Here is a 24,556-nt window from a genome sequence, read left to right as displayed (position 1 = left end):
AGGCTGGATTTTGCCCACGAGGGCGTTATATGAATAAAAAAACGGAGCAGCGCGCTCCGTCTTTCTGGTCGGGGGCCGGTTGTTTCACGTGAAACAACCGGTGAAGTTTTCTCCCTTATTTAAGGAAGGCGTCGTACCCCGACTTGAGAATCAATGCCCCCACCACCACGAGAAACAACTTGCGGACAAAGACGCTGCCATGTTTCATCGCCAGGCGGGTCCCCACCAGCGAGCCCCCAATATTGAATACCGCCATCAACAAACCCAATTGCCAGATCACATGCCCGCTATAGCCGAACCAGCACAAAGCCGCCAGGTTGGTGGCAATGTTGACGAACTTGGAGACGGCAGACGCCGAAAGAAAGTCGTAGCTGAATACACGGACAAAGAGAAAGACCAGGAAGCTCCCCGTCCCCGGACCGAACACCCCATCGTAGAAACCCACCGCCGCACCGATCAAGGCCGCGAACACCATTTCACGACTCCCCGTCAGGGTCGGCGCGTGGGTCGTCCCGAAATCCTTCTTCTTCAGCGTGTACAGGGCGACCGCCATCAAGATGAAGGGCAATGCCTTGCGAATGAGATCGGTCGGAATATGGGTAACGACATAAGCACCGAAAAAGGAGAAGGCAAAGGCTGCCATCGCAGCCGGTGTCACGGTACTCCAGCGCACGGCCACCTTGCGCGCAAAGTTGATCGCGGCGGCACTGGTGCCCATCACGCCGGCGACCTTGTTCGTCCCCAGCAAGGTCGCCGGGGGGGTATTGGGAAAGACCGAGAACAAGGTCGGCACCAACACCAGTCCACCTCCGCCCACCACGGCATCGATCAAGCCGGCCACGAAGGCTGCGCAGCACAACACCACATAATCGACCATTACTTGCCCTCCGCTGACGAAGTGAAGAAACAATCGGAAAAATCGGCAAGGGATGAAACAGGACTGAACATGGGATGAGGGGGAATGGACGGACGGTGAAATGAAGAATGGAGCAGGCCGGCCACATTCTACCGCCCTGCCCCGGATGGCATCAGCCACAGGGATGACGCTTCGCGTACTGTTGCGAAACACCTGGCTGCTGTTCTGGTTCGCCGAAAATGAAGATAAAAAATTACCGCCAGGAAATCACCCCAAGGTGACTTGCCGGCGGCAGATGAAGCGTTGAAGTTCAGCGCAAGAACTAGTGCGATCCCTTGGCCTTCCCCTTGCCCATGAATGCCAGGATCTCGCCCACGATGCCCTTGCGGAAGGCCAGCACGCAAACGATGAAGATGAAGCCGGTCACAATCGTCACCGAATCTCCCAGGGTATTGAACCAGTCGATGTGGGTGACGCTGGCCAGCCAGTTGCCGATATCGCCCAGCTTGTTCTCCAGCATGATGATGATGACCGCACCGACGATGGGACCGAGGATGGTGCCCAGCCCCCCTACCAGGGTCATCAGCACCACCAGGCCGGACATGCTCCAGTGCACGTCGGTCAGGGTCTCGAAGCCCAGCACCAGGGTCTTGGTGGCCCCCGCCAGCCCGGACAGGCCAGCCGATAGCACAAAGGCCAGCAGCTTGTAGCGGGCCACGTCATAGCCCAGCGAGACGGCACGCGGCTCGTTCTCCTTGATCGCCTTCAAGACCTGACCGAAGGGCGAATGGATGGTCCGCACGATCAGCGCAAAGCCCGCCACGGCGATGACCAGCACGACGTAGTACAGGGTCATGTCGTTTTCCAGGTTCAGGAAGCCCAGCAGCTTGCCGCGTGGCACGCCCTGCAAGCCATCCTCACCGCCCGTAAACGGCAGCTGCAAGGCCACGAAGAACAGCATCTGCGCCAGCGCCAGGGTAATCATGGTGAAGTAGATGCCCTGACGACGGATCGCCAGCAAGCCCATGACCAGGCCGATCAAGGCACCGGTCAGGGTACCAATGATCAGACCCAGTTCGGTCGGCAAACCCCACACCTTCAGCGCCTGGCCGCACAGGTAGCCGGCCCAGCCCAGGAAGGCAGCATGACCGAAAGACAACAGGCCGGTATAACCGATGAGCAGGTTGAAGGCGCAGGCGAACAGCGCAAAGCACAGCATCTTCATCAGGAACACCGGGTAGATGCCGAACGGTGCCGCCAACAACAATATTAGTAAAACAGCAATTCCGATTTTCTTGTTCATGCCGGTCTCCGATTATTTCTCTTTGCCGAACAGGCCGGCCGGACGGACCATCAGGACGATGGCCATGATGATGAAGACCACGGTGGCCGACAGCTCCGGGTAGAACACCCGGGTCAGGCCCTCGACCAGGCCCAGCATCAGGCCCGTGATGATGGAACCGAGGATGGAGCCCATGCCGCCGATCACCACCACCGCGAAGACGGTAATGATGAGGTTGGAACCCATCAGCGGCGAAACCTGGATCACGGGTGCGGCCAGCACGCCGGCAAAGGCGGCCAGCGCCACGCCGAAGCCGTAGGTCAGGGTCACCATGAGCGGCACGTTGATGCCGAAGGCTTCCACCAGCTTGGGGTTCTCGGTGCCGGCGCGCAGATAGGCGCCCAGGCGGGTCTTCTCGATCACGAACCAGGTAGCGAAGCAGATCACCAGCGAGGCCACCACGACCCAGGCGCGATAGTTGGGCAGCACCATGAAGCCGAGATTGGTCGCCCCCTGCAGCAGGTCAGGCACCGAATAAGGCTGGCCCGAGACGCCATAGATGGAGCGGAAGATACCCTCGACCATCAGCGTGATGCCGAAGGTCAGCAAGAGGCCGTAGAGGTGATCCAGCTTGTAGAGCCAGCGCAGCATGGTCTTTTCGATGACGATGCCGAAGGCGCCCACCAGGATCGGTGCGAGGATGAGCATGACCCAGTAGTTGAGCCCGAAATAGCTCATGCCCATCCAGGCCAGGAAAGCGCCCAGCATGTAGAGCGTGCCGTGCGCGAAGTTGATCACGTTGAGCAAGCCGAAGATCACCGCCAGACCCAGCGAGAGCATGGCGTAGAAGGAGCCGTTGACCAGGCCCAGCAGCAGCTGGCTCAACAAGGCTTGCAGGGGTATGCCGAATAGTTCCATAAAAACCCGTTCATCCAGATGGGTAAAAAACGCCATCGCTTACAGCAAAAATCTGCCATCCCCGCGTGAACAGAAATGACAGATTTTGCTGGGCTGTGCGATGGCCTTACTGCTACGGTGCTACGCCTTGCTTACTTCCAGGCCGCGCACTTGGACTCGGCCTTGGTGGTCCAGGCCTGCTCGGCAGGGATGGTCTGCACCAGCTTGTAGTAGTCCCACGGATACTTCGATTCCGACGGTGCCTTGACCTGATACAGGTACATGTCGTGGACCACGCGGCCATCGGCACGCAGGTAGCCGTTCTTCTGGTACATGTCGTTGAACTTGGTCTTGCGCATGGCCGCCAGCACCTTGTCGGAGTCATCGCTGCCGATTTCCTTGACGATCTTCAGGTACTGCAGCGCAGCCGAATAGTCAGCCGCTTGCAGGGAGGACGGCATCTTCTTGCGCTCGGCAAAGTAACGCTTGGCGAAGGCGCGGGTCTCGTCGTTGGTGTCCCAGTACCAGCTGTCGGTCAGGTACAGACCTTCGGTGTTCTTCAGGGTCAGCGAGTGCACGTCGTTGATGAACACCAGCAGGCCGGCCAGCTTGGCGGTCTTGGTGATGCCGAACTCGTTGGCGGCCTTCACCGAGTTGATGAAGTCGCCACCGGCGTTGGCCAGGCCGATGATCTGGGCCTTGGAGCTCTGTGCCTGCAGCAGGAAGGAGGAGAAGTCCGACGCGCCCAGCGGGTGCTTGACCGAACCCACCACGGTGCCGCCGGAAGCCTTCACGACGTTGGCGGTATCGGATTCCAGCGAGTGGCCGAAGGCATAGTCGGCTGTCAGGAAGAACCAGCTCTTGCCGCCCTGCTTGACCACGGCCGAACCGGTACCCTTGGCCAGGGCCACGGTGTCATAGGCGTAGTGCACGGTGTAGGGCGAGCATTCTTCGTTGGTCAGACGGGCCGAGCCGGCACCGACCTGCATGTAGACCTTCTTCTTTTCGGCGGCGACCTTGGCGCTGGCCAAGGCAGTGCCGGAGTTGGTACCACCGATGAGCATATCTACGCCCTGCTGGTCGAACCATTCACGGGCCTTGCTGGCGGCCACGTCGGCCTTGTTCTGGTGATCGGCGACCAGCAGTTCGATCTTCTTGCCGTTGATCGCACCGCCCATGTCGGCGATGGCCATCTTGATGGCTTCCGCACCACCCTGGCCGTCGATGTCCGAATACACACCCGAGATATCGGTGATGAAACCGATCTTGATCACATCACCCGAGATCTGTGCCGAAGCCGGCGCGGTCGCGAATGCCGCAGCGGCTGCGGTGACGGCCAGTGCCATTGCCTTGAGTTTCATTTTTCATCTCCTCTGTTTTGAAGCCCGCTTGATGATTTCGATGCGAGACAACTTGGTGGAACGGGGAGAGGGTCGCTCACCCCCGCGGACGTACTTGTTGCCAGTACTTCTTCTAGTCGTGAAGCTGGTGATACCGGAAAAATCGGGACAGTCGCTCAGGCAGCAACACAGGCTGCCCGGGCGCGATGCTCATACGCCGAGCAGTTCGTTCAAGGTCTGCATCTTTGCTTCCAGCTGCGAGGAAGCGAAGGACTCGACGATCTGGCCGTGTTCCATCACATAGAAACGATCGGCCAGGGGAGCGGCGAAGCGGAAGTTCTGCTCGACCATGACGATGGTGTAGCCCTTGGCCTTGAGCGTGGTGATCATGCGCGCCAGAGCCTGCACGATGACCGGGGCCAGGCCTTCGGAAATCTCATCGAGCAACAGCAGGCGCGCACCCGTACGCAGGATGCGGGCCACCGCCAGCATCTGCTGTTCACCACCGGACAGACGCGTGCCCTGGCTGTTGCGACGTTCCTTCAGGTTGGGGAACATCTCGTAGATCTCGTCGATGGACATGCCTTTGTCCGTCTTTGAAACAAAGGGCGGCAGCATCAGGTTTTCTTCGGCCGAGAGCGAGGAGAAGATGCCCCGCTCTTCCGGGCAGTAGCCCACGCCGTGGTGGGCGATCTTGTGCGTGGCCAGGTTGATGGTTTCCTGGCCGTTGATCTTGATCGATCCCTTGCGGGTACCGACCAGTCCCATGATGGAACGCATCGTGGTGGTACGACCGGCGCCATTGCGGCCCAACAGCGTCACCACCTCGCCCTGGTGGACGTTGAGGTTGACGTTGTGCAGGATGTGCGATTCACCGTACCAGGATTGCAGATCGCTGATCTGCAGCACCAGCGGTGCGGAAGAAGAAGACGTGGTCATGGCATCAGCATTCAGGGTGGCGGTGCTCATCAGTGGGCCCCTTGCAGTTCGACCGAGGTGCTGCCCATGTAGGCTTCCATCACCTGCGGATTGCGCGAGACTTCTTCATAGCTGCCTTCGGCCAGCAGCGCACCCCGTTGCAGCACGCTGATGCGGTCGCAGATGCCGGAGATCACGCTCATGTTGTGCTCCACCATGAGGATGGTGCGACCGGCCGAGACCTTCTTGATCAGGGCGGTGACACGGTCCACGTCTTCATGGCCCATGCCCTGGGTCGGTTCGTCCAGCAACATCAGTTCCGGTTCCATGGCCAGCGTCGTGGCAATCTCCAGCGCACGCTTGCGACCGTAGGGCAAGTCCACCGTGGTGGTGCGGGCAAAACTGGTCAGGTCCACTTCGTCGAGCAACTGCATGGCGCGCTCGTCGAGCTGCTTCAGGCTCTCGCCGTTCTTCCAGAAATGAAACGAAGTACCGAGCTTGCGTTGCAGGCCGATGCGCACGTTTTCCAGCACGCTCATGTGCGGGAAGACTGCGGAAATCTGGAAGGAACGAATGATGCCCTGACGCGCAATCTGCGCGGGTGCATCCATGGTGATGTCTTTGCCGTTGAACAGGATCTGGCCCGAAGTCGGTACCAGGAACTTGGTCAGCAAGTTGAAGCACGTGGTCTTGCCGGCACCGTTGGGGCCGATCAAGGCATGAATGTGACCGCGCTCAATTTGCAGGTTGACCGCGCTTACTGCCGTGAAACCCTTGAATTCCTTCGTCAGGTTTCGTGTCTCCAGAATGACGTCTGTCATGGTCTCTTCTTTCCCTTTGATGCCCGCGCCGGTGGGTCCGGTCGTCAAGGCCTGCCTGCTGCGGATCATCTGAATCTTTTGGATTCAGGAACCGCCCTTAATGACTGGCGAATCGAGAAGCTCGTTTTAATATTTGGCGCATAGTAGCCGGTTCGTACCATTCATACAATACGTATAAGTACCGTATGGTTCAGCACCTGAGAATTGCCGTTTTATGCCCGGGAAAGCAGGCTGGAAGCGACTTTCTCGGCGATCATGACGGTCGGCGAATTGGTGTTGCCGGAGGTGATGGAGGGCATCACGGAGGCATCGGCCACGCTCAGTCCTGACACGCCGCGCACCCGGCATTGGGCGTCGACCACGGCCATCGCGTCATCGCTGCGCCCCATGCGACAGGTGCCCACCGGATGGAAGATGGTGGTGCCCACATCGCCGGCAGCGCGATACAAATCCGCTTCACTTTCATACTGCGTACCGGGCTTGTATTCCTCGGGCCGATAGCGCGCCAGTGCAGGCGAGGCCGCGATGCGACGGGTCAGGCGCAACGCATTGGCGGCGACCTGGAGATCTTCTTCGGTGGAGAGATAGTTGGTGGTGATGCGGGGCGCCAGTGCGTGATCAGTCGAGGCCAGGCGCACATGACCGCGCGAGGTCGGACGCAAATTGCACACGCTGGCGGTGAAGGCCGGGAAGGCATGCAGCGGATCACCGAATTTTTCCAGTGACAACGGCTGCACGTGGTACTGCAGATTGGCGCTGCTCTGCCGGGCGTCGGACTTGGCGAAGGCGCCCAGCTGCGAAGGCGCCATCGACATCGGACCGCTTTGCATGAGCAGGTATTCCAGCCCTATCCTCATCTTGCCGACCAGGGTCGAGGCCATGGCGTTGAGCGTCTTGACGCCATCGACCTTGAAGACCATGCGCATCTGCAGGTGATCCTGCAGGTTCTCGCCTACGCCCGGCAACGCATGCTGCACGGGAATCTGGTGCTGCTGCAACAGGACCGGATCGGCGATACCCGACATCTGCAGGATGTGCGGCGAACCAATGGCACCGGCGCACAGGATGGTCTCCTTGGCCTCGGCAAACCAGGCACTGCCGCCCCCGGTGAATTCGACACCGGTGCACACCGGTCCCTGCTCGCCCTGCTCCATGCGCAGGCGGCTCACGTGGGAGCCGGTCATGATGGTGAGGTTGCCATCCTTCATGGCAGGCCGCAGGAAGGCTTTGGACGCGTTCCAGCGCACGCCGCGCTTCTGGTTGACGTCGAAGTAGCCAGAGCCCTCGTTGTCGCCGCAGTTGAAGTCCTCGACCTTGGGAATGCCATTTTCGGCGGCCGCATCGCGGAAGGCATCGAGGATGTCCCAGCGCAGGCGCTGTTTCTCCACGCGCCATTCACCGCCGGCACCGTGGAACTGGCTGGCACCGAGATGGTAGTCCTCACTCTTCTTGAACAGCGGTAGGACGTTCTGCCAGCGCCAGCTGTCGTCGCCCGTGACCTCGGCCCAGTGATCGTAATCACGCGCCTGACCACGCATGTAGATCATGCCGTTGATGGAGGAGCAGCCCCCCAACACCTTGCCGCGCGGGTAGATCAGGCTGCGGCCGTTGAGACCAGGATCGGCCTCGGTGCGAAACATCCAGTCGGTACGCGGATTGTTGATGCAGTAGAGATAGCCCACCGGAATATGGATCCAGATGTAGTCGTCCTTGGCCCCCGCTTCGATGAGCAGCACCTTCTTGCCGGTCTGGCGCGAGAGCCGGTTGGCCATGACGCAACCGGCGGTGCCGGCGCCAATGATGATGTAGTCGTATTGCCCTGCCGATTGCATGGTGTCTCCGCTTGCTTGTTCTTGTGGTCTTGTGGTCTGCTGCCGCCCCCTGCCCCGGCGAGGAAGCGGCCAGCGCCCTGCTTACTTCGCCACCGGCATGGTGAACTCCGCCCCCTTGCCGATGGTAGCCGACCAGCGCTGCATGATGGACTTGTAGCGCGTATAGAAGCGGATGCCCTCTTCGCCATAGGCATGGGTATCACCGAAGAGCGAACGCTTCCAGCCACCGAAGGAATGCCAGGCCATCGGCACCGGAATGGGCACGTTGATGCCGACCATACCAACCTGGATGCGGCGCGAGAACTCATGCGCCGTATTGCCGTCGGCGGTGAAGAGCGAGACGCCATTGCCGTATTCATGAGCATTGATCAGCTGCACGGCCGAGGCGAAGTCCGGCACGCGCACCACACACAGCACGGGACCGAAGATTTCTTCCTGGTAGATCTTCATGTCGGTCGTGACATTGTCAAACAGCGTGCCGCCAATGAAGAATCCTTCCTCGTGGCCCGGCACCTTCAGGCCACGGCCATCGACCAGCAGCCTGGCACCGGCATCCACCCCGCTCTGGATGTAGCCTTCGACCTTGGCCTTGTGGGCAGCAGTGACCAGCGGCCCCATCTCGGCATCGTCTTCCATGCCGTTCTTGACCTTGAGCGCTTTGACGCGCGGGATCAGGGCATCGACCAGCTTGTCGGCCACGCTGCCCACGGCTACCGCCACCGAAATCGCCATGCAGCGCTCGCCGGCCGATCCGTAGGCAGCACCGATGAGAGCATCGACGGCCTGGTCCAGATTGGCGTCCGGCATCACCACCAGGTGGTTCTTGGCACCGCCCAGGGCCTGGGCACGCAGCGGGAAGGTCCCGGCGCGCTCCGTGGCCTTGCGGTAAATGTATTCGGCAATCGGGGTGGACCCCACGAAGGACACCGCCTGCACGTCCGGATGTTCCAGCAGTGCATCCACGGCCACCTTGTCCCCCTGGACCACGTTGAAGACGCCATCGGGCAGGCCGGCGCGCTTGAACAGTTCGGCCAGCATCAGCGAGGGCGAAGGATCGCGCTCGGAGGGCTTCAACACGAAGCTGTTGCCGGTGGCGATGGCCACGGGCGCCATCCACAGCGGCACCATCACCGGGAAGTTGAACGGGGTGATGCCGGCCGTCACGCCCAGGGGCTGACGCAGGTTCCAGTTGTCGATACCGCCGCCGATGTTGTCGGTGAACTGGGTCTTCAACAGTTGCGGGATGCCGGTGGCGAATTCGACGATCTCCAGACCGCGCGTGACCTCCCCTTTCGCATCCGAAAACACCTTGCCATGTTCCAGCGTGATGGCCTTGGCCAGGGCATCGTGGTTCTGCTCGATCAGTTCCTTGAACTTGAACAGCACCCGCGCACGCTTCAAGGGCGCCGTCTCGGCCCAGGCCGGGGCGGCAGCACTGGCGGCGGCCACCGCCGCATTGACCTCCTGCACCGAAGCCAGCGCGACCTTGGCCGTAACCGCGCCCGTGGCCGGGTTGAAGACGTCCTGGCTGCGACCGCTCTCGGAGCGGGAAATCTGGCCATTGATGAAGTGATCGATGTGCGGGCGGCTCATAAGGTTTCCTTTGGTGTTTTGGACAATGGTGGACGGCGCTGTCTCCTGCGCCCTCCTGCAAGCGGGCCAGTCCGTCATCATGACGGGTCCATGGCGTGGAAGAGCAAGAATAGTCGTCTGCCCGCAGCACATCCAATGAGGAATTATCAAGAGCAATATAAAGATTGCTTATAATCTGGACTTTCTTGTACACACGCTACCCACAAGATCCTCACAAGCTGTACACCGGGATATCCACCGGTTTATCCACATCCAGCAAGGACAAGAAGAGGGATCAAAGGCGGGAGAAGACGATGGATCTCACCCAGTTACGCGCATTTATTGCAGTTGCCCATGAAGGTAACCTGACCCGGGCAGCCGAGAAGCTGCATCTGACTCAACCGGCCGTGAGCCTGCAGATCAAGGCCTTGCAGGAAAGTCTGGGCATTGCCTTGTTCAATCGGAGTGCATCCGGCATGGTCCTCACCGGCGAGGGCAATGCCCTGCTGCCGCTGGCCGAGCGCGTGCTGGCCGATGTCCAGGCATTGCGGCGCCAGGCGACCGACCTGCGTTCGAACGACAACATTGTTTCCGGCACCCTGGCCATCGGGACCATTCTGGATCCGGAATTCATTCGCCTCGGCGCCTTTCTGAAATTGCTGGTGGAACGCCATCCGCAATTGTCGACCCAGCTGTCCCACCACATGTCGGGTTCGGTGCTCAACGAAGTCAGGGCCGGCCGTCTGGACGTGGGCTTTTTCCTGGGCGACCCCGGCAAGGGGTTTCATGCCATGACGCTGACCTCCTTCAGCTACAACGTCATTGCACCAGCCGGTTGGAAGAACCGCGTATCGGGCAAGGGCTGGAAGGAACTGGCGCGCCTGCCATGGATATGGACTCCGGCAGAATCCGCACATCATCGTCTATTAAGCAAGATCTTCGCGCAACATCAGGTAAAGCCGCAGACTGTTGCCCTCGTCGACCAGGAGTCGTCGATGCTAGATCTGGTCAAGTCAGGGGTGGGCCTGTCACTGGCGCGCGAGTCGATCGCACTCAACCAGGCACACGCCCACGGGCTGGTGATCGCCGATGCAGTCGATCTGTCGACTGAACTGAGCTTCATTACATTAGAAAAAAGACAACATGAGGCTGCCATCAGGGCGGTTTTCCAGCTGTTGCAGCAAGTCTGGCAATCGTAAGTCTGCCAATAACTTGCCGAAAAGATATTGAATTGGCCTGAATACAGGCAACAAGGACTTGAGATCCTCGTTTTCCTGCCGAACCCAAAGGACTGTTCTTTCGCTTGATCGGTTTGCCAAGGGCTTTTCTGCTGGTTTTGGTGCTTGAAAGCCAGCTTTTTGGAAAGATGTCCACTGCGCACGCGCTTTCGGTTCTTTAATTTAGCTGTGGATATATATAAATAGTAGTAGTAGTTAACGTCGCCAAAAACTGTGGATAAGTCGGTTTACACGAAAAAAATCAAGACTTTAGCTTTCTGATAAACGCTTGGTAAGCTTCTGCATTGTCCAGGCACAGATTCTGGACAAAATTTCGTCCGTGGATAAAACGGCGAGATATACCCAAAACGCCCAGCGGATATGCAGAGACTTATCCACAGGGCGCCTTCAAACCCGCGAAAAACAAGGTATGGATAACCCAAAACCGTTCCGCGTCGCCATTTCACCCTCGGGTTTGCAATTTGAACAAGTTCCTGGACTGTCGATTTTGCAATCCGGGTTGCGTGCCGGTATCCGACTGCCCAACTCTTGTCGGAATGGCACTTGCCGGACCTGCATGTGCAAATTGTCCACAGGCGACATCGCGTACCAGATCGAATGGCCAGGATTGACCCGCGAAGAGAAGGCTGAAGGCTGGATCCTGCCCTGCGTGGCCCAGGCGTCTAGCGACCTGGTGCTGGAAGTCCCTGGAGCGCTCGACCTCAGCGCTTGATGTCTTGTCCACCGCTGCTGGCCAGCGCAGACCATTTCAGGCCGCCCTGTGGATAAAAAAAGGCAACAGAGCCCCGGCAGCGGTCGCAGGCGCTCTTTGTTTTCCACAGCAGCATGCCCCCTGCCTGTCTTATCCCCTTGCGCCTTGGCGAGCCCACCAGTGCCTCCGAGACCAGCGCTCCGTGTTTTCTCTTTTCTTGCTGCATTGAGCTTGCCTCTACGCACAGGCAGTGACAGTGGTCGCTGACCGACTGCAGGCCAAGCCGCGTCGCGGGCGAAAGCTCGCGCGCTTAGGCTTTAAATCCAAGCTGTTTATAAAATTAGTAGTGATGGTTAACGTCCAGCGTCTGCTGTGGATAACCTGGTTTACGCGAGAAAAATCAGCTGTTTACGGCAAGGACAAGGCCTTGGGCAAGCTCTGTATGACGCGATCACCGATCTTGGATAAAAATCCGCCTTTGGATAACTTTTTGACTTTTCCCCAATCGGTGAAAAAGTTATTCAGAACTTTATCCACAGGCAACTCCGAAATTGATGGAATCGTGTCGATCCGGGGTGGAATTTCAGGAAGTCACCGATTTCGGGCATTTGGTCCCCGATTTCGCACCTTGGCAGGGGAGAAACAGGGGCCGCCAGGCATGATTTCATGCAATTTCCCCACAGGCGAAAAAAGCAAACGGCTGCCATCGTACGCAGACGAGGCCCTGAAAGCCGCCGGGCCAGGGAAGTTATCCCCTGGCCCGGCGGCAATTTTCTTCCTGTTTTGCGGCTGCCTATTTTTTAGGCGCGGCTTGATGCGGACGGGATTTGCCCGCCGGCGGGGCCTGCGGCGTTTTCTTCACTTCCTCCAGCAAGCGGCCACACTCGGCCTTCTGGTCTGCGTCGATATTGATGAGGGGCAGGATGGCCGCCACCGGTGCCAGCAGGCCGAGCGCCACGGCACCGCCTGCACGCAATGCCAGCACGCCCTTGTTCACGCCGACGTCGGGATCCTTGAAACTGCCCTTGACGTATAGCGGCGAGCGCAAGGAGATGATGCGCAAGCCCTTGCTGTGCGGGTGTACGTTCAGGTCCAGCCGTTCGTGTTTCATGTCGATGCTGCCATCGACCACGATGAGCGCGTCTTCCGTATCCAGCAGCAGGGTCTTGACGGTCATGACGCCGTCGCGCACGGGCAGGTCGCCGGCCAGGCAATTGAGCTTGACCTCCTTGTCGCCGAACAGCTTGCTGATGACCACATTGCCCACATTCAGGCCTGCCGCCTCCAGCAGGAATTTGCTGATGGCGCCCTGGCTGACCAAAGTCTTCACTTCGCCATTGGCCGACCCCAGCATGGCGGCCACCGAATTGCCGCTTGCGCTCAAGCGCGCATCGCCGTTGATCTCGCCGAAGCTGGTACGTGACGCATCGAGCTCGGGATAGAGCTTCTGGATCTTCAGCTTGCGCGCAGAAAGCGTCATATCGGACTTCATCCGGGCGGCCTGGCCGTCCAGTCGGATGGTGGAGGTGAGATTGCCGCCGGCCACCCCGAAGTTGAGCGGGTCCAGCGTGAGAACTTTGTCCTTGAGCATCAGATGCGCCTGCAGATCGCTGATGGGCAAGCCCTGCTGGCGCGTGATGCGCTTGCCCGTGAAGCGTACATCGGCATCCAGTGCGCCCCAGGCCTCGGTGCTGAAGGTCTTGACCGGCAGCACCTTGTTGCCGGGCTGGCGTTCTTCGGCGCCGCGTTGCGCCTTCTCGGCATTGGAATCGGCGCCGATGAGCGGCGCCAGGTCGTCAAGCCGCAGGACATTCGAGCTCAGTGTCCCGGTCAGCTGCGGGCGGACCCCGCCGGTGAGGTAATTCAGGCTGCCGTTGAGATCGCTGTCGCCGACCTTGCCGCTGAAGTCCTGGTACTGCCACTGACTGCGGTCCGGGGCAATCGTGCCGATCAGGCGACCCTCGGTCGCAAAGGGCGGCGTTTCCGGCAGCAGCACCCCGGTCAGCGGATACAGGTTGCCCATGCTGGCACCGGCGACCGACAGCCGCAGATCCAGTGCCGCCAGCTCGGCCGGCTTGGTCAGGGTGCCGCGCACGCCGATGGTGGTTTTGCCGACCTTGACCAAAGCCTGCAGCGGATAGGGTTGCTGCTGGTCCTGCAGCGAGAGCACCCCGCCCGCCTTGCCTTGACCCGACACCGGCGCCCCGTTGAAGCTGCCGGTCAGTTTCCAGCCCAGTCCGTAGACCTTGTCCTTGTCCTTGTCCGGATCGAGGGTATCGATATCGGCCTTGATGTCGATCTTCTGCACCGCATCGTTGAGCGCCAGCTTGCCCTGGCGCAGGCTGATCCGTCCCAGCTGCAACTGCCAGGTAGAAGGACTGCCGCTGTCGGTCTTGAATGTCCAGTTGTTCACACCCTCACGGTCGCGCAGCAGTGACACGGCCGGCTCCTGTATCTCCAGCGCAGGCAAGGAGATCTTGTGCACAAGCAGCGGTAAGGGATTCAGGGTAAACGTGACCTGCCGCACCGTGACCATCTGGCCGGAGCTGGCCAGGGCTGCCGGATTGCCCAACCGCAGGTTCTCGGCCTGCAAACGCGGCCAGGGTACCCAGCGCGCCCAGAAGCCGGCGGGCGGCGTGCTCGGCTGCGGGCGCTGCCAGTGCAGCGACAGATTGCCGTCGATGGCGAACGCGCGCCCGGTGGCCGCAGAGACGCGCGCGTTGATCCAGGGCTTGGCCCGGTTCCAGTCGAAGGTGAGGAGGAAGATGACCGCGGCGGCGATCACAAGCAACAGGCTGGCGAGCAGCCAAAGGAGGAGTCTGGTCAGGCGCGGCATCGGATCGGCTTCCCTGGTTGGGGTTATCAACAGGCGCCGATGCGCGAACACGGGGGCTTTCCGGGCGCCTGTCTCCCGCACGCCCGTGGATGAGTCAGATCGGGAAAGCCTCGTGTACGCGCTGCCTCAGCGCTTCATGTTGATACGACCGAATTCGTCATGGGTTGTTGCAGACAAGTGCGCACGCAGCCACTTGTGGGCGGGATTGCGGGCATCGCGTTCATGCCAGAGCATGTCGACGTGTTCTTCCGGGGTCTGGAAGGGCAGTTCCTTCACCACCAGCACCTCGGCCATGCCGGTGGCGGCTACCAGATGGCGCGGCAGCACGGTGATCAGTTCCGAACTGGCCACAATGCGCCCGGCCGTGAAGAACTGGTTCACCGTCAACAGGATCTTGCGCTCGCGGTTCATGCCCGCCAGCACGTCATCGATGACCGCATGGGGTTTGCCCGACAGGCTCACCAACAAGTGATCGGCGCTGCAGTAGCTGTCCAGCGTCAGCGGCTGGGTGGCCAGCGGATGGTTCTTGTGCATCACGCAGACGTATTGCCCCGTATAGAGCCGGGCGTGGCTGATCTGGCTCTTGGCCATGCCCTGGCCGTCGGCCAGTTGCGCGGTCACGCCGGGGAAGAAGCCCACGGCCAGGTCGATGTCACCGCGCAGCAGCATGGCGCGCGGATCGCGGGTGGTCAGCGGCATCATGCGGATCTTGATGCGCGGGGCATCGCGCATGATGGTGCGCACCAGCGAGGGCAGCCACAGCGCGGCCGTGGCATCGACCATGGCCATGCGGAAGGTGTTCTGGGCGCGCGAGATGTCGAAGCTTTCCGGGGCAATCACCGCTTCCAGCTCGGAAAGCGCCCGGCGCACCGTCGGCCAGAGCTCTTCGGCGCGCGGAGTGGGCTTCACACCGTGGGCGGTGCGAATGACCAGGTCATCGTTGAGCGTGTCGCGCAGGCGGCGTAGCGCATTGGAGACAGCCGGCTGCGTCATGGCCAGCAGATTGGCCGCGCGCGTGAGGTTCTGCTCGGTCATGACGGCGTCGAATACGCGCAACAGGTTCAGGTCCAGGGTGAGAAAGCTCATAGGGCGGGCCTTTGCGGCGGTAAGGAGAGGCAGTATGGACGCCGGTCATCGCCGGCGGAAATATTATTCACAGATTATATAACTGATATCCGAAACGGAAAGTGGTCAAACAAATGTGAGTTCACTACACTGCAATGCAACATAACACACAACGTCAAGGATCGAATCATGGCAACCATCGCACAAAGCACCAACAGCACCTTCAAGAGCAAGTTCGCCGCCGTCATGCGCAACATCTTCGTGCACTTCGTGAAGGCCCACGAACTGCAAGCCGTTGCTCTGGTCGCCGCCGAACAGGATCGCGCCACCGGCAGCCGCCAGCTCAACCGCATGGCTGACAAGTTCGAAGCCACCCAGCCGAACCTGGCTGCTGAACTGCGCTTCATCGCTTCGCGCGGTTAATCGAAGGTTTCTGCTTCACCAGATTCCAGTTTTACCGGTCCGCATGACTTCTGCGTGACCTTGGCATCAGCCCGAGAGCTTGATGCCGGTAGTGAAGGATTTCGGTAGTTCCCGGCGCTTACGGCGCTTATGTTGACGCTGATTCGATCAACGCGTCAGGACACCGATCCGTTGTCTCCTCCTCCCTCTTTAGGAAGGATTAACCCCGCAGGCACAGCCTGCGGGGTTTTTTTTCGTGGACTGCCCGCAAAGCCGCGCCGGGTGGGCCTGTTGTCCTCGGCACCTTCATTTCTCCGGGCTCTGACGTGAGCCTTTTTGCCAATTTCCGCAAGTCAGATATTCACCGCCGCGCTCCTTGCCGTCAAATTGCGTTGCAAAACCACATCAGTGCGATCAGACAACAGGGGCTCATGCAGCCATGTTGCCGACAAAGGACGCGCCAGCATCGCTCAGGAAGCCGGTTTTACGCGGGATTGAGAGTGAACCGGCATGCCGGAACCTTCTTATTCACAAACGCTATAACTGATATGAGAACTCTAAAGTAGTCAATCCAGGGGCCAAGATTCATACTGCGACGCAACAACAGTGAACTTGAACGCCGCGCAATCGTGTCGCGGCCTGATTATCAGAGGTAGAAATATCATGTCCTTCCTGAATCTTGCCTTTCCCGCAGAAGCCGCCCTGCCTTTCGCGCAGTCCTTCCTGGGTTTGATGGCGGCCTATGTCCGTCCGGCGCTGGGTCTGGGAGCACTGGTGACCCTGATGATGGTGTTCAAGCCGCTGATCCTGGGACTGGCGCAAGCCGCCGTGCTGCTGATCAAGCCGCGCAAGTCGCTGGAGCAACGCATCCTGGCGCACAAGTTCAGCGGCAAGATGATGTTGAACCGCATGGCCAACGAATACAGCCTGTCCCAACCGAGTTTTGCCGCCGAACTGCGCAACATGGCCGCGCGTGATTGATCCAGTCCCCGCCTGACCGTAGTTCGAGGCCCACCGGCTTCTGGTCGTGTAGTTGAAGTTTTGTAGTACGTACTGTGTCTCCTCCTCCCTCTTTAGGAAGGATTAGCCCCGCCAGCGCAAGCTCGCGGGGCTTTTTTTGTCCACAGCCCGCGTCATGGGCGGCGGCAATCGTGATAACTTGTCCAGCTCACTATCATCACAGCCTCACCGCAAGACATCATGTGCCAGCTTCTCGGGATGAACTGCAACACCCCCACCGATATCGTCTTCAGCTTCACCGGCTTTGCCACCCGTGGCGGGCTGACCGACCATCATCGCGATGGCTGGGGGATCGCCTTCTTCGAAGGCTCCGGGGTGCGCACCTTCGTCGATCACCAGGCCGCCGTGGATTCCCCGGTGGCCGAGCTGATCAAGCGCTATCCGATCAAGTCGCAGCATGTCATCGCCCATATCCGCAAGGCGACACAAGGGCGTGTCACACTGGCCAACTGCCATCCTTTCGTGCGCGAGCTGTGGGGGCGCTACTGGGTATTTGCCCACAATGGTGACCTGAAAAACTTCACCCCCACGCTGGACGGACCTTTCCGCCCGGTCGGCACCACCGATAGTGAACTGGCCTTCTGCTTCATCCTCCAGGAGCTGCGCAAGCGCTTCGGCGATACCCTGCCCTTGCTGGCGGACCTGCGTACTGCACTGCGCGGGATCGTGGAGGACATTGCCAGCCATGGCACCTTCAACATGCTGCTCTCGGACGGCTCGGCGCTTTATACCCACTGCTCCACCCACCTCTATTACATCGTCCGCCAGCATCCCTTCACGAAGGCCAAGCTGTCCGACGAGGATCTGTCGGTGGACTTTGCCGAAGTCACCACCACCAATGACCGGGTGGCCGTGATCGTCACCCAGCCGCTGACCAACAATGAAGTCTGGACGCAATACCAGGCCGGTGAAATGAAGGTCTTTGTCGATGGGGCCGTGGTCGACTGACGCCGGTCATTTATCTTATCCACAGCCGGAATGTCACATCATTTCATTTGCCCACAGGGGAAATCGGGGACAGGATCCGTCCCTCTCTCAGGTTTTGCACAGGCTGTTACAAAAAACCGCGTCCCCAAGGATGAGCTTGTGTTTTCCACAAGATCGTTACTCTGTCCCCCTATCACCCGCCCCTCAAGCGCCTTTGCGTGAACACGACGAAGATGCCTGCTGCGCAGCCTGTGGATAGATGAAGTTTTTCAGGGTTTTTTGCCGGATCGCCTGTGGATAACTTCAGTTTACCGGAGTAAAATGCGTCCCTCGTTTCGCGCCCGGACGACTTCGTCCACAGGCCCGTCCCCTGGACGCGGCGGTCGGGCGCCGCAATCATCCGACAAGAAAGCTTCATGGAAAACTTCTGGCAGGCCTGCTCCCACAAACTTGAGCAGGAGCTGACGCCTCAGCAATACAGCGCCTGGATCAAGCCGCTGGTCCCGCTCGACTTCGAGGACGGGCTGCTGCGCATTGCCGCGCCCAATCGCTTCAAGCTGGACTGGGTCAAGACGCAGTTCGCCAACCGCATCACCGCGCTGGCCTGCGAATACTGGGACGCGCCCACCGAAGTGCAGTTCGTGCTGGACCCCCGCGGCAACCAGGGCCGCCGCCCGGCCGCCAACGCGCAAGCCAATGGCGGTGGCGCCAGCGGCCTGGGTCTGCCCAACCACGAGCAACTGCACCTGGATCCGGAACCGGCCCAGCCGGTGCGCGCGGTAGCCCCGCGCCAGGAACAGTCGCGCATCAACCCGGTGCTGACCTTCGACAACCTGGTGACCGGTAAAGCCAACCAGCTGGCCCGCGCAGCAGCCACCCAGGTGGCCAACAATCCCGGCACGTCCTACAACCCGCTGTTCCTGTACGGCGGTGTGGGTCTGGGTAAAACCCACATCATCCACGCCATCGGCAATCAGGTGCTTGTGGATAACCCGGGCGCCAAGATCCGCTACATCCACGCCGAGCAATACGTACGCGATGTGGTGACGGCTTACCAGCGCAAGGGCTTTGACGATTTCAAGCGCTATTACCATTCGCTGGACCTGCTGCTGATCGACGATATTCAATTCTTCGGCGGCAAGAGCCGTACCCAGGAAGAATTCTTCTACGCCTTCGAAGCCCTGATCGCGGCGAAGAAGCAGATCATCATCACCAGTGATACCTATCCCAAGGAAATCAGCGGCATGGATGACCGCCTGATCTCCCGCTTCGACTCCGGCCTGACGGTGGCCATCGAACCGCCCGAGCTGGAGATGCGGGTGGCGATCCTGATGAAGAAGGCGTCTGCCGAAGACGTGGTGCTGTCCGACGACGTCGCCTTCTTCGTGGCCAAGCACCTGCGCTCGAACGTGCGCGAGCTCGAAGGCGCGCTGCGCAAGATCCTGGCCTACTCCCGTTTCCACGGCAAGGACATCACCATCGACGTGGTCAAGGAAGCCCTGAAGGACCTGCTGTCGGTACAAAACCGCCAGATTTCGGTGGAAAACATCCAGAAGACCGTGGCCGATTTCTTCAACATCAAGGTCGCGGACATGTATTCCAAGAAGCGCCCGGCCAACATCGCCCGACCGCGCCAGATCGCCATGTACCTGGCCAAGGAGCTGACCCAGAAGAGCCTGCCGGAAATCGGCGACCTCTTCGGCGGACGCGACCACACCACCGTCCTGCACGCCGTGCGCAAGATCGCCGCCGACCGTGCCAAGAGCCCGGAATGCAACCATGAACTGCACGTGCTGGAGCAAACCCTGAAGGGTTGATCCGCTCGCTCCCGGCGAAAACGCCTGTGGATAAATCGACATGCCGCCCGCTTCCAGCGTGAACCGGGCGGCATTTCTTTTCCACAGGGCATTGCCGCAGAACAATGGCGAATTTCGTCAAAACCGCCTGTGGATAATTGAAAAATCCCGCCTTCGGCGGCATATGAAAGAAAAGACAACACAGCAGCTTCGCCGTCCATTTTTTCCCTCCCAAAGCCCTTGCCGGACCCCCGCCGCACTACTCCGAAGAGGGGATGATTGGTACAATGGAAGGCGTTATTTCGCAGGCGGACGCAAGGGCCGGCCATGGAGCAGGAAATCCGCGAAGTAGCACGGAAAATTCGAATAACTACCCGGCAAGATCCGGCAAAAGTATTCAAATGTTCCAAAAGTATAGCCAAGTGGTTCTGGCTACCCGGGCTTGTCAAGCGCAGATGGACAATGCCGGGTCGCTGTATCACCAGCTTTTCGGGAACGGGTTTTCGGACCGGCAGCGGCCGGTCATGCACGAGCAGGAGCGTTGCGTATTTCAGGCAGGTTGCAGTGCAGAGAGCAGCTGTTTTTCACCCAGAGGAGGAACACGCGCGACATGGGCATGACTGAACGCCGGCCGACGGCGCCCTTTAAACCACTACTAGCAAGGACAAACTGACTATGCAATTGGTTAAAACCCAACGAGACACGCTCCTGCGTCCTCTGCAGATCGTGAGTGGTATTGTCGAGCGTCGGCACACATTGCCGATTCTGGCCAATATTCTCATTCGCAAGGACGGCGAGAAGGTGTCTTTCCTGTCCACCGACATCGAAGTGCAGATCACCACGCACGCCGACGTCGGTTCCGGCAGCGAAGCGACCGCCACCACCGTGGCGGCGCGCAAGCTGCTCGACATCCTGCGCGCCCTGCCGGATTCCGGCGAAGTCTCGATTTCGCTCTCCAACAAGCGCCTGACCGTGCAATCGGGCAAGTCCCGCTTTGCCCTGCAGACGCTGGCCGCCGAGGAGTTCCCCACGGTGGCCCAGGCCGAGCAGTACAACGCTCAGGTCAACCTGCCGCAGAAGACCCTCAAGCATCTCTTCAACATGGTCCATTTCGCCATGGCCCAGCAGGATATCCGTTACTACCTCAACGGCCTGCTGCTGGTGGTGGAAGGCAAGAACGTCATCGCAGTGGCTACCGATGGCCACCGCCTGGCCTTCTGCCAGGTTGAGACCGAAGAAGACTTCCCGCGTCAGGAAGTCATCATCCCGCGCAAGACCATCATCGAGCTGCAACGTCTGCTCGACGACAGCGACGAGGAAGTCCAGCTGCAGATCGCCAACAACCAGGTCAAGCTGACCTTCGCCGACATCGAGCTGATTTCCAAGCTGGTCGAAGGCAAGTTCCCCGATTACACCCGCGTGGTGCCCAAGGGTTACAAGAACAGCTTCACCATCAGCCGCGACCAGCTGCTGCGCTCGCTGCAACGCGCGGCCATCATGACCAGCGACAAGTTCAAGGGCGTACGCTGGGTGATCGCACCGGGCAGCCTGAAGATCAGCTCCACCAATGCCGACCAGGAAGAAGCGGTCGAAGAACTGGAAATCGACTACGGTGGCGACACCGTCGATATCGGTTTCAACGTCAGCTACCTGCTCGACGTGCTCAACAACCTCAAGAACGACTACGTCAACATCGCCCTGGGCGATGCCAACTCGTCGGCCCTGATCACCATCCCTGATAACGCCGACTTCAAGTACGTCGTCATGCCGATGCGGATCTGAGCAAGCCCGCTCCACGCGCCCGAGGGGCCGTCCCAGACGGCCCCTCGGTTGCTTTTAAGAATTCCAAAGATTCGTCCCCAGAATTCCGTTTTTTGCAGCTCCCTAGTCGTTTGGCTAGCATTTTCAGAAGGTAACCATGTCCTCCAGCCCCGCAGACAACACCAATTCCGCGCAACAAAGCTATGGCGCTTCTTCCATCCAGATCCTGGAAGGGCTGGAGGCGGTGCGCAAGCGTCCCGGCATGTACATTGGCGACACCTCTGACGGCACCGGCCTGCACCACCTGGTGTTCGAAGTGCTGGACAACTCGATCGACGAAGCCCTGGCCGGCTATTGCAGCGAGATCCACGTCACCATCCACGCCGACAATTCCATCTCCATCACCGACAACGGCCGCGGCATCCCCACGGGCCTGAAGATGGACGACAAGCACGAACCCAAGCGTTCGGCGGCCGAAATCGTGATGACCGAACTGCACGCCGGCGGCAAGTTCGACCAGAACTCCTACAAGGTCTCCGGCGGCCTGCACGGCGTGGGCGTGTCCTGCGTGAACGCGCTGTCCAAGAAGCTCAAGCTCACCATCCGCCGCGACGGCAAGGTGCACGCGATGGAATTCGCCAAGGGCATCGTGCAGAACCGCGAGCTGGAGATGATCGATGGCGTGCAGGTCTCCCCGATCAAGGTCGTGGGCGAGTCCGACAAGCGCGGCACCGAAGTCCACTTCTGGGCCGACGAAGAAATCTTCACTCACGTCGAATTCCACTACGAGATCCTGGCCAAGCGTATCCGTGAACTGTCCTTCCTGAACAATGGCGTTCATATCAAGCTGACCGACCAGCGTACCGGCAAGGAAGAGGACTTCGCCTTCGAAGGCGGCACGCGCGGCTTCGTGGAATACATCAACAAGAACAAGAGCATCCTCAACCCGACCATTTTCCAGGCGACCGGCGAGAAGCAATCCGACCAGGGCACGCTGGTGTCGGTGGACGTGTCGATGCAATGGAACGACGCCTTCAACGAGCAGGTGCTCTGCTTCACCAACAACATCCCGCAGCGTGACGGCGGCACCCACTTGACCGGCCTGCGTGCCGCGATGACCCGCGTCATCAACAAGTACATCGAAGAAAACGATCTCGCCAAGAAGGCCAAGGTCGAGATCTCCGGCGACGACATGCGCGAAGGCCTGACCTGCGTGCTGTCGGTAAAGGTACCGGAACCGAAGTTCAGCTCGCAGACCAAGGACAAGCTGGTCTCCAGCGAAGTGCGCGGTCCCGTGGAAGAAATCGTCGCCAAGACCCTGACCGACTTCCTGGCCGAGAAGCCGAATGATGCCAAGATCATCTGCGGCAAGATCGTCGAAGCCGCACGTGCCCGTGAAGCCGCCCGCAAGGCACGCGAACTGACGCGCCGCAAGGGCGTGATGGATGGTTTGGGTTTGTCTTCCAAGCTGGCCGATTGCCAGGAACGCGACCCGGCCCTGTGCGAGCTGTACATCGTCGAGGGTGACTCCGCAGGCGGCTCAGCCAAGCAAGGCCGCGACCGCAAATTCCAGGCCATCCTGCCGCTGCGCGGCAAGGTCTTGAACGTGGAGAAGGCGCGCTTCGAGAAGATGCTTTCTTCCGAGCAGATCACCACGCTCATCGCGACCCTGGGCACCAGCATCGGTGCTGACGAATTCAACCCGGACAAGCTGCGCTACCACCGCATCATCATCATGACCGATGCGGACGTTGACGGCGCCCACATCCGCACGCTGCTGCTGACGCTCTTCTATCGCCAGATGCCGGCGCTGGTCGAACGCGGCCACATCTACATCGCCCAGCCGCCGCTGTACAAGGTCAAGGCGGGCAAGGACGAGCGCTACCTGAAGGACGACTTCGAGGAAGCGCAGTACATGATGCAGATCGCCCTGAACGATGCCGAGATCAAGCCTTCCGAAGGTGCTGCGCCGATCAGCGGCGAAGCGCTGGTGGAACTGGCACGCCAGTACAACACGGCCAACGCGATCATCATGCGCCTGTCGCGCGCGATCGATGAATCGGCCCTGAACGCCATCATGACCGGCGGCGTGGCGCTGAAGATGGACGACATCGAGCAGGCCACCGCCACGGCCGAAGAACTGAAGAAGGCCATCAACGACATCAACATCGACGTGCAGGCGCGCGTGGATGAGCATAGCGAGAAGGTGGCGCTGCATATCCATCGTCGCCAGCATGGCAACATCAAGGCGACCGTGATCGATGCGGACTTCGTGAGCGGCCCGGATTACCAGCAGCTGTCGACGGCGGCCGAGACCTTCAAGGGTCTCATCGGCAAGGGCGCCATCGTGGCGCGCGGCCAGGGCGAGAAGCGCAAGGAATCGGTCATCACCGAATTCCGCCAGGCCATGGCCTGGTTGCGTGATGAGGCTGAGCGTGGCGTCAACAAGCAGCGTTACAAAGGTCTGGGCGAGATGAATCCCGAGCAGCTGTGGGAAACCACCATGGATCCGACCGTGCGCCGTTTGCTGAAGGTGCAGATCGAGGATGCGATTGCTGCGGATCAGATCTTCATGACCTTGATGGGCGATGATGTGGAGCCGCGTCGGGCGTTTATTGAATCCAATGCGTTGCAGGCGGGGAATATTGACGTTTGATCTCTGTAGATAGCGGCATAAGCTGAGAAGAAAAAGGCCCATATGTGAGAAACATATGGGCCTTTCTTTTTGCTGAAGAATATTGTTACCAACCAGCAACTAGAAGATTTCCTGCTCTATCTCGTATGTGCTTAGAATAAAAGCTCTTGTACGAAGAATCCGAATCTGGGAGAGCGAAATTGAAAGTCTTTCTTGACACGGAATTCACTGATTTCATAAAGCCACAATTAATCAGCATTGGTTTGGTCGCTGAATCAGGTGAGGAGTTCTATGCCGAAATACCGTTCCTCTTGGACGAATGTAGTGATTTCGTCCGCGAGGTAGTATTGCCCTTGTTAGGAAGAATTCCGGGAGCAGCAGTATCGAAGCATGAAATGACCGCAAATCTGAAGTCCTGGCTCGAGAATATCAGCTCAGACAACAATGTGCTGGAGATTTGTTTTGACTTCCAAACAGATTGGGACTTGTTCATTGGGGCACTTGACTACTCTCTGCCGAAGCAATGTCAACAGAAAAAAATAGCGAATAAAGTCGACGAGCTGGCATGTCAAGAATTTCTACGTATCCACAATTTACCTGAGCATCATGCCTTATATGACGCACAGGCTAATCAGTTTGGATATCGCGAGGAATAGCCCTAGCGATG

At 59.5% G+C, this 24,556-nt stretch carries 20 protein-coding genes; 9 read left to right on the top strand and 11 right to left on the bottom strand.

Features of this window, described 5'->3' with window-relative positions:
* Positions 1-115: 115 nt before the first annotated feature.
* The 8 genes from HWE01_RS18815 to HWE01_RS18780 all read right to left on the bottom strand — a co-directional run bounded on the left by HWE01_RS18815 (position 116) and on the right by HWE01_RS18780 (position 9,539).
* Positions 116-877 (bottom strand): sulfite exporter TauE/SafE family protein, encoded by a 762-nt coding sequence (locus HWE01_RS18815; protein WP_008333886.1) that lies wholly within the window; start codon positions 875-877, stop codon positions 116-118.
* 301 nt (positions 878-1,178) lie between these two features.
* A complete protein-coding gene (locus HWE01_RS18810) occupies positions 1,179-2,159 on the bottom strand; it encodes a branched-chain amino acid ABC transporter permease (protein WP_241822559.1) in 981 nt (326 codons plus the stop codon).
* Between the two features lie 12 nt (positions 2,160-2,171).
* Positions 2,172-3,056, bottom strand: coding sequence for a branched-chain amino acid ABC transporter permease (locus HWE01_RS18805; protein ID WP_008333897.1), 885 nt, complete (start codon positions 3,054-3,056; stop codon positions 2,172-2,174).
* Positions 3,057-3,187: 131 nt separating this feature from the next.
* Entirely contained in the window at positions 3,188-4,396 is a 1,209-nt protein-coding gene (locus HWE01_RS18800) for an ABC transporter substrate-binding protein (RefSeq protein ID WP_008333899.1), read from the bottom strand.
* Between the two features lie 189 nt (positions 4,397-4,585).
* Entirely contained in the window at positions 4,586-5,314 is a 729-nt protein-coding gene (locus HWE01_RS18795) for an ABC transporter ATP-binding protein (protein WP_034351713.1), read from the bottom strand.
* A gap of 29 nt (positions 5,315-5,343) precedes the next feature.
* Positions 5,344-6,114 carry an ABC transporter ATP-binding protein gene (locus tag HWE01_RS18790; protein WP_034351715.1) on the bottom strand — a complete coding sequence of 257 codons (771 nt, stop codon included), beginning with the start codon at positions 6,112-6,114 and terminating at the stop codon, positions 5,344-5,346.
* Between the two features lie 212 nt (positions 6,115-6,326).
* Positions 6,327-7,946, bottom strand: coding sequence for a GMC family oxidoreductase (locus HWE01_RS18785; protein ID WP_008333904.1), 1,620 nt, complete (start codon positions 7,944-7,946; stop codon positions 6,327-6,329).
* An 81-nt stretch (positions 7,947-8,027) separates the two neighbouring features.
* Complete coding sequence (locus HWE01_RS18780) at positions 8,028-9,539, bottom strand: CoA-acylating methylmalonate-semialdehyde dehydrogenase (protein WP_008333908.1); 1,512 nt, start codon at positions 9,537-9,539, stop codon at positions 8,028-8,030.
* Between the two features lie 293 nt (positions 9,540-9,832).
* On the opposite strand from HWE01_RS18780, the gene HWE01_RS18775 reads away from it, so the two are divergent.
* Positions 9,833-10,717, top strand: coding sequence for a LysR family transcriptional regulator (locus HWE01_RS18775; protein ID WP_008333910.1), 885 nt, complete (start codon positions 9,833-9,835; stop codon positions 10,715-10,717).
* Between the two features lie 448 nt (positions 10,718-11,165).
* Positions 11,166-11,468, top strand: coding sequence for a 2Fe-2S iron-sulfur cluster-binding protein (locus HWE01_RS18770; protein ID WP_034351717.1), 303 nt, complete (start codon positions 11,166-11,168; stop codon positions 11,466-11,468).
* Here HWE01_RS18770 and HWE01_RS18765 read toward each other — a convergent pair.
* From HWE01_RS18765 to HWE01_RS18755, 3 genes are all read right to left on the bottom strand, one after another.
* Positions 11,458-11,673: a hypothetical protein gene (locus HWE01_RS18765; protein ID WP_241822558.1), complete on the bottom strand. Its 216-nt coding sequence runs from the start codon at positions 11,671-11,673 to the stop codon at positions 11,458-11,460. The two genes, HWE01_RS18770 and HWE01_RS18765, sit on opposite strands and share 11 nt — an antisense overlap.
* Before the next feature lie 567 nt (positions 11,674-12,240).
* On the bottom strand, positions 12,241-14,283 hold the full coding sequence (locus HWE01_RS18760; RefSeq protein WP_241822557.1) for an AsmA family protein: 2,043 nt from the start codon (positions 14,281-14,283) through the stop codon (positions 12,241-12,243).
* A gap of 126 nt (positions 14,284-14,409) precedes the next feature.
* Positions 14,410-15,369, bottom strand: a complete 960-nt coding sequence (locus HWE01_RS18755) for a LysR family transcriptional regulator (RefSeq protein ID WP_008333922.1) — start codon at positions 15,367-15,369, stop codon at positions 14,410-14,412.
* Positions 15,370-15,537: 168 nt separating this feature from the next.
* Here HWE01_RS18755 and HWE01_RS18750 point away from each other — a divergent pair, with 168 nt between their 5' ends.
* The 7 genes from HWE01_RS18750 to HWE01_RS18720 all read left to right on the top strand — a co-directional run bounded on the left by HWE01_RS18750 (position 15,538) and on the right by HWE01_RS18720 (position 24,545).
* Entirely contained in the window at positions 15,538-15,771 is a 234-nt protein-coding gene (locus tag HWE01_RS18750; protein WP_008333924.1) for a hypothetical protein, read from the top strand.
* A 642-nt stretch (positions 15,772-16,413) separates the two neighbouring features.
* Entirely contained in the window at positions 16,414-16,731 is a 318-nt protein-coding gene (locus HWE01_RS18745; protein WP_008333926.1) for a hypothetical protein, read from the top strand.
* A 219-nt stretch (positions 16,732-16,950) separates the two neighbouring features.
* Positions 16,951-17,718: a class II glutamine amidotransferase gene (locus HWE01_RS18740; RefSeq protein ID WP_241822556.1), complete on the top strand. Its 768-nt coding sequence runs from the start codon at positions 16,951-16,953 to the stop codon at positions 17,716-17,718.
* 395 nt (positions 17,719-18,113) lie between these two features.
* Positions 18,114-19,514 carry a chromosomal replication initiator protein DnaA gene (gene dnaA / locus HWE01_RS18735; RefSeq protein WP_008333930.1) on the top strand — a complete coding sequence of 467 codons (1,401 nt, stop codon included), beginning with the start codon at positions 18,114-18,116 and terminating at the stop codon, positions 19,512-19,514.
* A gap of 654 nt (positions 19,515-20,168) precedes the next feature.
* A complete protein-coding gene (dnaN, locus tag HWE01_RS18730) occupies positions 20,169-21,275 on the top strand; it encodes a DNA polymerase III subunit beta (RefSeq protein WP_241822555.1) in 1,107 nt (368 codons plus the stop codon).
* Positions 21,276-21,411: 136 nt separating this feature from the next.
* A complete protein-coding gene (gene gyrB, locus HWE01_RS18725; RefSeq protein WP_241822554.1) occupies positions 21,412-23,910 on the top strand; it encodes a DNA topoisomerase (ATP-hydrolyzing) subunit B in 2,499 nt (832 codons plus the stop codon).
* A 179-nt stretch (positions 23,911-24,089) separates the two neighbouring features.
* Positions 24,090-24,545 carry a 3'-5' exoribonuclease gene (locus tag HWE01_RS18720; RefSeq protein WP_241822553.1) on the top strand — a complete coding sequence of 152 codons (456 nt, stop codon included), beginning with the start codon at positions 24,090-24,092 and terminating at the stop codon, positions 24,543-24,545.
* Positions 24,546-24,556: the final 11 nt, after the last annotated feature.

It is taken from the genome of Herbaspirillum sp. C7C8, assembly GCF_022627875.1.
Taxonomy (GTDB): domain Bacteria; phylum Pseudomonadota; class Gammaproteobacteria; order Burkholderiales; family Burkholderiaceae_D; genus Herbaspirillum.
Note: the sequence above shows the minus strand (reverse complement) of the source record. Positions and strands in the feature narration are given on the sequence as shown.

Coding starts and splice junctions, on each gene's coding strand:
- HWE01_RS18750 (WP_008333924.1), top strand. CDS start 15,538: ATGGCAACCATCGCACAAAGCACCAACAGCACCTTCAAGAGCAAGTTC.
- HWE01_RS18785 (WP_008333904.1), bottom strand. CDS start 7,946: ATGCAATCGGCAGGGCAATACGACTACATCATCATTGGCGCCGGCACC.
- HWE01_RS18745 (WP_008333926.1), top strand. CDS start 16,414: ATGTCCTTCCTGAATCTTGCCTTTCCCGCAGAAGCCGCCCTGCCTTTC.
- dnaA (WP_008333930.1), top strand. CDS start 18,114: ATGGAAAACTTCTGGCAGGCCTGCTCCCACAAACTTGAGCAGGAGCTG.
- gyrB (WP_241822554.1), top strand. CDS start 21,412: ATGTCCTCCAGCCCCGCAGACAACACCAATTCCGCGCAACAAAGCTAT.
- HWE01_RS18755 (WP_008333922.1), bottom strand. CDS start 15,369: ATGAGCTTTCTCACCCTGGACCTGAACCTGTTGCGCGTATTCGACGCC.
- HWE01_RS18765 (WP_241822558.1), bottom strand. CDS start 11,673: ATGCAGCAAGAAAAGAGAAAACACGGAGCGCTGGTCTCGGAGGCACTG.
- dnaN (WP_241822555.1), top strand. CDS start 20,169: ATGCAATTGGTTAAAACCCAACGAGACACGCTCCTGCGTCCTCTGCAG.
- HWE01_RS18775 (WP_008333910.1), top strand. CDS start 9,833: ATGGATCTCACCCAGTTACGCGCATTTATTGCAGTTGCCCATGAAGGT.
- HWE01_RS18790 (WP_034351715.1), bottom strand. CDS start 6,114: ATGACAGACGTCATTCTGGAGACACGAAACCTGACGAAGGAATTCAAG.
- HWE01_RS18805 (WP_008333897.1), bottom strand. CDS start 3,056: ATGGAACTATTCGGCATACCCCTGCAAGCCTTGTTGAGCCAGCTGCTG.
- HWE01_RS18770 (WP_034351717.1), top strand. CDS start 11,166: ATGGATAACCCAAAACCGTTCCGCGTCGCCATTTCACCCTCGGGTTTG.
- HWE01_RS18815 (WP_008333886.1), bottom strand. CDS start 877: ATGGTCGATTATGTGGTGTTGTGCTGCGCAGCCTTCGTGGCCGGCTTG.
- HWE01_RS18795 (WP_034351713.1), bottom strand. CDS start 5,314: ATGACCACGTCTTCTTCTTCCGCACCGCTGGTGCTGCAGATCAGCGAT.
- HWE01_RS18740 (WP_241822556.1), top strand. CDS start 16,951: ATGTGCCAGCTTCTCGGGATGAACTGCAACACCCCCACCGATATCGTC.
- HWE01_RS18760 (WP_241822557.1), bottom strand. CDS start 14,283: ATGCCGCGCCTGACCAGACTCCTCCTTTGGCTGCTCGCCAGCCTGTTG.
- HWE01_RS18810 (WP_241822559.1), bottom strand. CDS start 2,159: ATGAACAAGAAAATCGGAATTGCTGTTTTACTAATATTGTTGTTGGCG.
- HWE01_RS18780 (WP_008333908.1), bottom strand. CDS start 9,539: ATGAGCCGCCCGCACATCGATCACTTCATCAATGGCCAGATTTCCCGC.
- HWE01_RS18800 (WP_008333899.1), bottom strand. CDS start 4,396: ATGAAACTCAAGGCAATGGCACTGGCCGTCACCGCAGCCGCTGCGGCA.